Raw genomic sequence first — 5,669 nt, forward strand, 5'->3', positions numbered from 1 at the left:
GAATGATTACTTTTTTCTCACGTTCGATATCAATCGGATTAAAAAGTGGATTGTTTACTAAATCGATAATCAGCTCTAATGATTTCTCCCAATGATTATTAGGGACAACTATATAAAAATCAGTGGTATCCAAGGAGGTGCCAGCATTAATATTGCCACCAATGGCTTGAACCTGCCTAGATAATTCTAATCCTGGGTAATTGGTCGTACCCTTAAAAACCATATGCTCAAAAAAATGAGAGATTCCAATCTGAACTGGTTCTTCATCTTTAACTCCAACTCTTGCCCAAAGATTCAAAGTCACTAAAGGTGATTTCATCCGATGAAATACTACTTTTAAGTCCGATGGAAATACTTTTTTTGTATAAGACAAATTCATCTTGATTTTTTTCTCCTAAACCGAGATGATCTTCATGATATTTTCTTGATATTAGATGACAATGAAAATACTTATCCTGGAATCGATCTCTCTCTTTTATAAGAGGGGATAAAAGGGAAATTAAAAAATTAAATTAGAACAAAAAAAGGATGGCGGGTATCACATACCCGCCATACTAACACTTTAAGCTTCTGAGTTTGTTAAGTTTATCAAAGAGTTATTATTCTTCTGGTACTGGGCTAATTATCGGTTCTTCCGATGGTTCATATTCATAATTATACATATCCGCTGGCATCCCTGACATTCCCTGTAGACCCTGCATAATCATAGGCATTGCTGTTTCAATAATATCCTTCCAGGGCGAAACCGGAGTCGTGGCTGATAGCAGAGTTACTTTGCCTTCTTGAATAACTAAAAATGAAACTGGCTCCATAGTAATACCCCCACCCGTGCCTCCACCAGAAGGTTGACCAGCTGGCATACCAAGACCGCCACCACCACCAAATCCAACATCAACCTTAATCACTGGTACTACTGTCACGTCTCCTACTTGAATTGGCGTTCCAATTAGAGTATTGGGTTGAACCATTTGGGTTACCTTGGATAAAACCGCATCCATCAAAGTTATGATATCGTTAGATACGCTTTCTTGAGACCATCCCCAGCTTCCCAAAACCAAAACCATTAGTCCAATTAAACTTATTAATACCGCTTTTTTCATACCTATCGCCTCCAAATAACTTTCAAATAAAATTTCATTAAACATACATTTCACTTTTAGAGTGACTTTCTAACTCTTATAAATTTTATTATAAAGCTATCTTCGTTCAATATGTTTTTCTAAATAAAAATCTTTTTTACTCGTTCAATCTTGATAAACCCTCTTTGGCTTGAACATTTTCTGGATCGAGCTCAAGAACCTTATTAAAATATTCCTTGGCTTTCTCCTGGTCTCCCTTTTTGCTATATGCTTCAGCTAAACCAATATAGGCATCAATAAATTCAGGGTGTTTATTGATCACCAGATTAAAATCTTCGATGGCCATATCAACTCCTCCCAAAGGAGGGGGGACCATTAATCGAGCATATCCCCTGGCAACTAAAGCATAAGGATTATCCGGTTCAATTTCTAAAGCACGAGCAAACTCCCGGAAGGCTTCCATCCCATATTGAATTTTTTTGTTAAGATCTGCTGTAGACTGAGCAAGCTCTCCTAATGCTTGCCCCAAGAGAGCATGAGCATCAGCGAGTTCGGGACTGTTTTTTAAAAGGTCTTCAAAAATTTGCCTTGCTTTCTCAAAATCCTTTTTTTGAAGACTTTCCCTCCCTTTTTTAATCAATTCCTGTTTTGCATTCTCAGAAAGAGTTTGAGTTTGGGGTAATAATCCTGGAATAGTTTCGAATATTTCCCCTACACCGGCATCGGGCTCACCAATATTATAAATCTGAAATATCCCATCTTTTACCACTAATATAGCAACTGGTTCAAGGCTTATTCCACCAAAAATCATTTGAAAAGAAGAGTTTTTGTCGCTGCCAAAAGACAAGACATTGGTTTTTACCACCGGTATAATTGTCAGTTCCCCAATAATAACAGGTTTTCCCAGGGTATATTCGCCTTTTAAAGCAGAAGTTATTCGAGTAATTTCAGAATCAATACTTTCTACTGCCCAAACCGATAAAGACATAACCAACCAAATTAAAATTACCATGAACACAATTTTTTTCAATCTCTCACCTCCTTTTATAATTATACACTTTTTTAATAAAGTTTAAGAGCCCAAATTATTAAAAGCAATAAAAGCCTCCTCAGATTACACTCATACCTTGACGAGTACTAAATAACTCCTTAAAATAGTATCGCATTCTTTTTTGCGCCCGTGGCTCAATTGGATAGAGCAACAGACTACGGATCTGTCGGTTGGGGGTTCGAATCCCTCCGGGCGCGCCACCGCTTCATAGAGCGTTTCTCGTTTTATAAATCCGGTGTAAAATTGACGAGTATGTTGCTCAAATATTATTCCTGCTTTTTCCTTGTCAATATTTGATCCCTTTTAGCAAAGAGGGTAAGGTCATTTGAAAGAACAGAGAAAAAAATCGAATCCCTCAATCTTCCTTTATTCAAAGGGAGAGGTTTAAGGAAAAAAATGAGGTCCTCACGCTGGAAATCACCGCTCAGTTTGACAGTATTTTTAAAAATTCTTTTGTAGGGGCTTGATTTATCATGCCCGCAAACGAGATGAAAAAAAAGATTAACCTTGAGAGATTCTCACGTCGCTGCGCTCTTAGAAATGACGACTTTAAGGTTCCTTCTCCCTTGATGGGAGAAGGTGAGGATGAGGATGAAATCCTTCCTATTCAATACTCACAACCCGCTTCTTGCTATATTTACAAGATAAAGTCCCATCCCGCCCTGCAATCGAAATACCGCACCGTATTCTATTTTAAATTAAATTTCACAAATCTCTAAAAAAGAAACTTGAATTTAAAGTTCTAAATAGGTAATATTTAACTGTAATTAAAAATACATATTATATTTTGGGGGGGTTTATATGAAAAAAACGTATATTTTAGTTGTAATGATGTTGTTGGTGGTAGCGGTTCTTTTAGTTCCAGCTTTGGCAGAAGCAAAGTACAAAATAGCTTTTGTTCCCAAACTAATTGGAATTCCTTATTTTAATGCTATGGAAGAAGGTGGGAAAAAGGCGGCTGCAGATCTGGATGTTGAATTTATTTACACTGGTCCGGTAACGGCCGATGTTGCCAAACAAAGTGAAATTGTTGACAACCTCATCACACAGGGAGTAGATGCCATTGCTGTTGCTCCCAACGACCCAGCAGCAATCACTCCAGTACTCAAAAAAGCTCAGGAAAAAGGCATTGTTGTCTTAACCAGCGATACCGACGGAGCTCAGGATGTACGTGAGGTATTTGTCAACCAGGCTCTTCAAGATGCAATTGGTTACACCACTTTAGACGAATTAGCCAAAGCCATGAATTACGAAGGAGAGTTCGCCATTGTTTCTTGCGGACCTACTGCTTGGAACTTGAACACCTGGATTCTCTATGAACTACAAAAGCTAGCCGAATATCCTAATATGAAATTAGTAACCATTCGTTATGCCGAAGAAGATGTTCAAATGGCCATTAATGTCATGCTTGATTTGATTAATGCTTTCCCCAACTTAAAAGGTGTTATAGGTCAATGCAGTACTTCAGCTCCTGGAGTTGCGGAAGCTGTCGAACAAGCTGGTAAAATTGACCAAATCTTTGCTACTGGTATTTCAGTTCCCTCAATGATGTCAAAATATGTGAAAAGTGGAGCAGTGAAGTCCTTTGTTCTCTGGAACCCTGTTGACTTGGGCTATCTAACTGTTTGGGCAGCAAAATACTTGCTGGATAAAAATACCTTTGAAGATGGAAAAGAATATGATGTTCCAGGCATAGAAACCAAACCGGTATTTTTAGTACAAGACAAAATGTTGGTGCTTGGTCCTCCCAAGGTTTTTGATGCCAACAATGTCGATCAATTTAACTTCTAAATATTTTCTTCGGGCGTCCTTCGGGACGCCTTTTTCTTTATTTATCCATAATATTTTTATGCATGAAGTTGAATATATACGTTGTTTTTAAAATATTCTTAAAGTTAAAGAACTAGTTTTGTACCAATTATTCCCTAACCTCTATAGGGAGGGTCAAGAATTAGGAGCTCACCATGGATACCATTCTCGAATGTCGTGGAATAGAAAAATCTTTTGGAGGAGTTCATGCTTTAAAAAAAGTCAATTTTTCTTTAAATCCTGGAGAAGTTCATGCTTTGGTTGGAGAAAATGGAGCCGGGAAATCAACTCTCATCAAGATCATTTCTGGAGCACTTTCTCAGGATCGAGGCGAAATCTTCTATCTTGAGAAAGCGGTTAATATTGGTTCCCCAAGGAAAGCTCAAGAAATTGGCATATCTACTGTCTATCAAGAACCACTCATTTATAGGGAATTGAGTGTTTTAGAAAATATTTTTTTAGGCCGGGAAATAAAAACCCGAAGGGGCAATATCGATTGGAATGAAGAAGAAAAAAAAGCTCGATCGTTATTTGAATCCCTCCAAATATCCCCTCATTTTATTAAGCAACCCATGCGAGACCTCAGTGTTGGATTGCAACAATTAGCATTAATTGCCAAAGCTTTGGTATATGAAGCCAAGGTGATTATCTTTGATGAACCAACCGCCATTTTGACCGAACATGAAACCGAAAGACTTTTTGAAATTATTAAGAAATTAAAGGAGAGAAAGGTTGGCATTATCTATATCAGTCATCGCTTAGAAGAAATATTCCGCATTGCTGATCGAGTTACTATTATGCGAGATGGTGAAGTCGTTGGTGAACATCTCGTCGGTGGAATCAATCGCAGTAAAATAGTTGAACTCATGGCTGGACGATTGTTAGTGGAAGAAATAAATCATCTGGGGAAAAAAGGAGAAAAACCAATACTCACCGTCAAGAATCTAACCCGGAAAGGACGTTATTATGATATTAGTTTTGATATTTATCCTGGAGAAATTTTAGGTTTTTCTGGGTTGGTTGGCTCCGGGAGAACTGACATCGCTCAAACTCTTTTCGGACTGATTAAACCCGACAGCGGTGAGATCGTTTACCAAGGAAAAAAGATAAGCTTTTCTTCTTCTGAAGAGGCCATGGCCAATGGAATTGCCTATCTCCCTGAAGATCGAAAGGCTCAAGGTCTTTTCCCTATTTTAAGTACCGCTTTTAATATTAGTGTAACGGTTCTAAAAGAAATTTCTTCAAGAATGGGTATTGTTCATAACTCCCAAGAAAAAGAGCTCGGAAAAAAGTATGTGAAAGAGCTTGCCATCAAGACACCCAGCCTTGATTCAAAAATCTATAGCCTCAGCGGGGGGAATCAGCAAAAAGTAGTCTTAGCCAAGTGGTTGGGGGTAAATCCACAAATTCTCATGCTCGATGAACCCACCCGGGGAGTGGATGTCGCCTCCAAATCAGAAATCCACCATATGATTGCTTCTTTAGCTGAGAAAGGGATCGCCGTGATCATCATCTCCAGTGAGCTTCCTGAAATCCTAAAACTGGCCGATCGAGTGATTGTTATGCATGAAGGTCGTATCACTGGAGCCTTTGAAGATCAAGATATTACCTCAGAGAATTTGATTCGTGCCGCAACCGGAGAAAGAATGTTGAAAACCAAGAGCTCACCAATTGAGGAAAAAAACTATGACTGCTAACCTCCAAATTGTAATTAAACGAAGAGAATTTAC

At 38.3% G+C, this 5,669-nt stretch carries 5 protein-coding genes and 1 tRNA gene; 3 read left to right on the forward strand and 3 right to left on the reverse strand.

What is annotated here, in order from left to right; translation table 11 throughout:
* The 3 genes from PLK24_RS07510 to PLK24_RS07520 form a co-directional block, all read right to left on the reverse strand.
* On the reverse strand, positions 1 to 379 hold a 379-nt coding region (locus PLK24_RS07510), incomplete at its 3' end, for a M16 family metallopeptidase (RefSeq protein ID WP_324477802.1).
* Positions 380 to 599: 220 nt separating this feature from the next.
* The gene (locus tag PLK24_RS07515) at positions 600 to 1,100 is read right to left on the reverse strand and encodes a GerW family sporulation protein (RefSeq protein ID WP_324477803.1); all 501 of its coding nucleotides are present in this window, start codon (positions 1,098 to 1,100) and stop codon (positions 600 to 602) included.
* A gap of 136 nt (positions 1,101 to 1,236) precedes the next feature.
* Positions 1,237 to 2,109, reverse strand: a complete 873-nt coding sequence (locus PLK24_RS07520; protein WP_324477805.1) for a GerW family sporulation protein — start codon at positions 2,107 to 2,109, stop codon at positions 1,237 to 1,239.
* A 144-nt stretch (positions 2,110 to 2,253) separates the two neighbouring features.
* On the opposite strand from PLK24_RS07520, the gene PLK24_RS07525 reads away from it, so the two are divergent.
* The 3 genes from PLK24_RS07525 (at position 2,254) to PLK24_RS07535 (ending at position 5,636) form a co-directional block, all read left to right on the forward strand.
* Positions 2,254 to 2,330: transfer RNA gene (locus tag PLK24_RS07525), tRNA-Arg, on the forward strand.
* 601 nt (positions 2,331 to 2,931) lie between these two features.
* Complete coding sequence (locus tag PLK24_RS07530) at positions 2,932 to 3,921, forward strand: autoinducer 2 ABC transporter substrate-binding protein (RefSeq protein ID WP_324477807.1); 990 nt, start codon at positions 2,932 to 2,934, stop codon at positions 3,919 to 3,921.
* Between the two features lie 173 nt (positions 3,922 to 4,094).
* Positions 4,095 to 5,636 carry a sugar ABC transporter ATP-binding protein gene (locus PLK24_RS07535; RefSeq protein ID WP_324477809.1) on the forward strand — a complete coding sequence of 514 codons (1,542 nt, stop codon included), beginning with the start codon at positions 4,095 to 4,097 and terminating at the stop codon, positions 5,634 to 5,636.
* Positions 5,637 to 5,669: the final 33 nt, after the last annotated feature.

This window comes from Atribacter sp. (assembly GCF_035418125.1).
Lineage (GTDB): Bacteria > Atribacterota > Atribacteria > Atribacterales > Atribacteraceae > Atribacter > Atribacter allofermentans.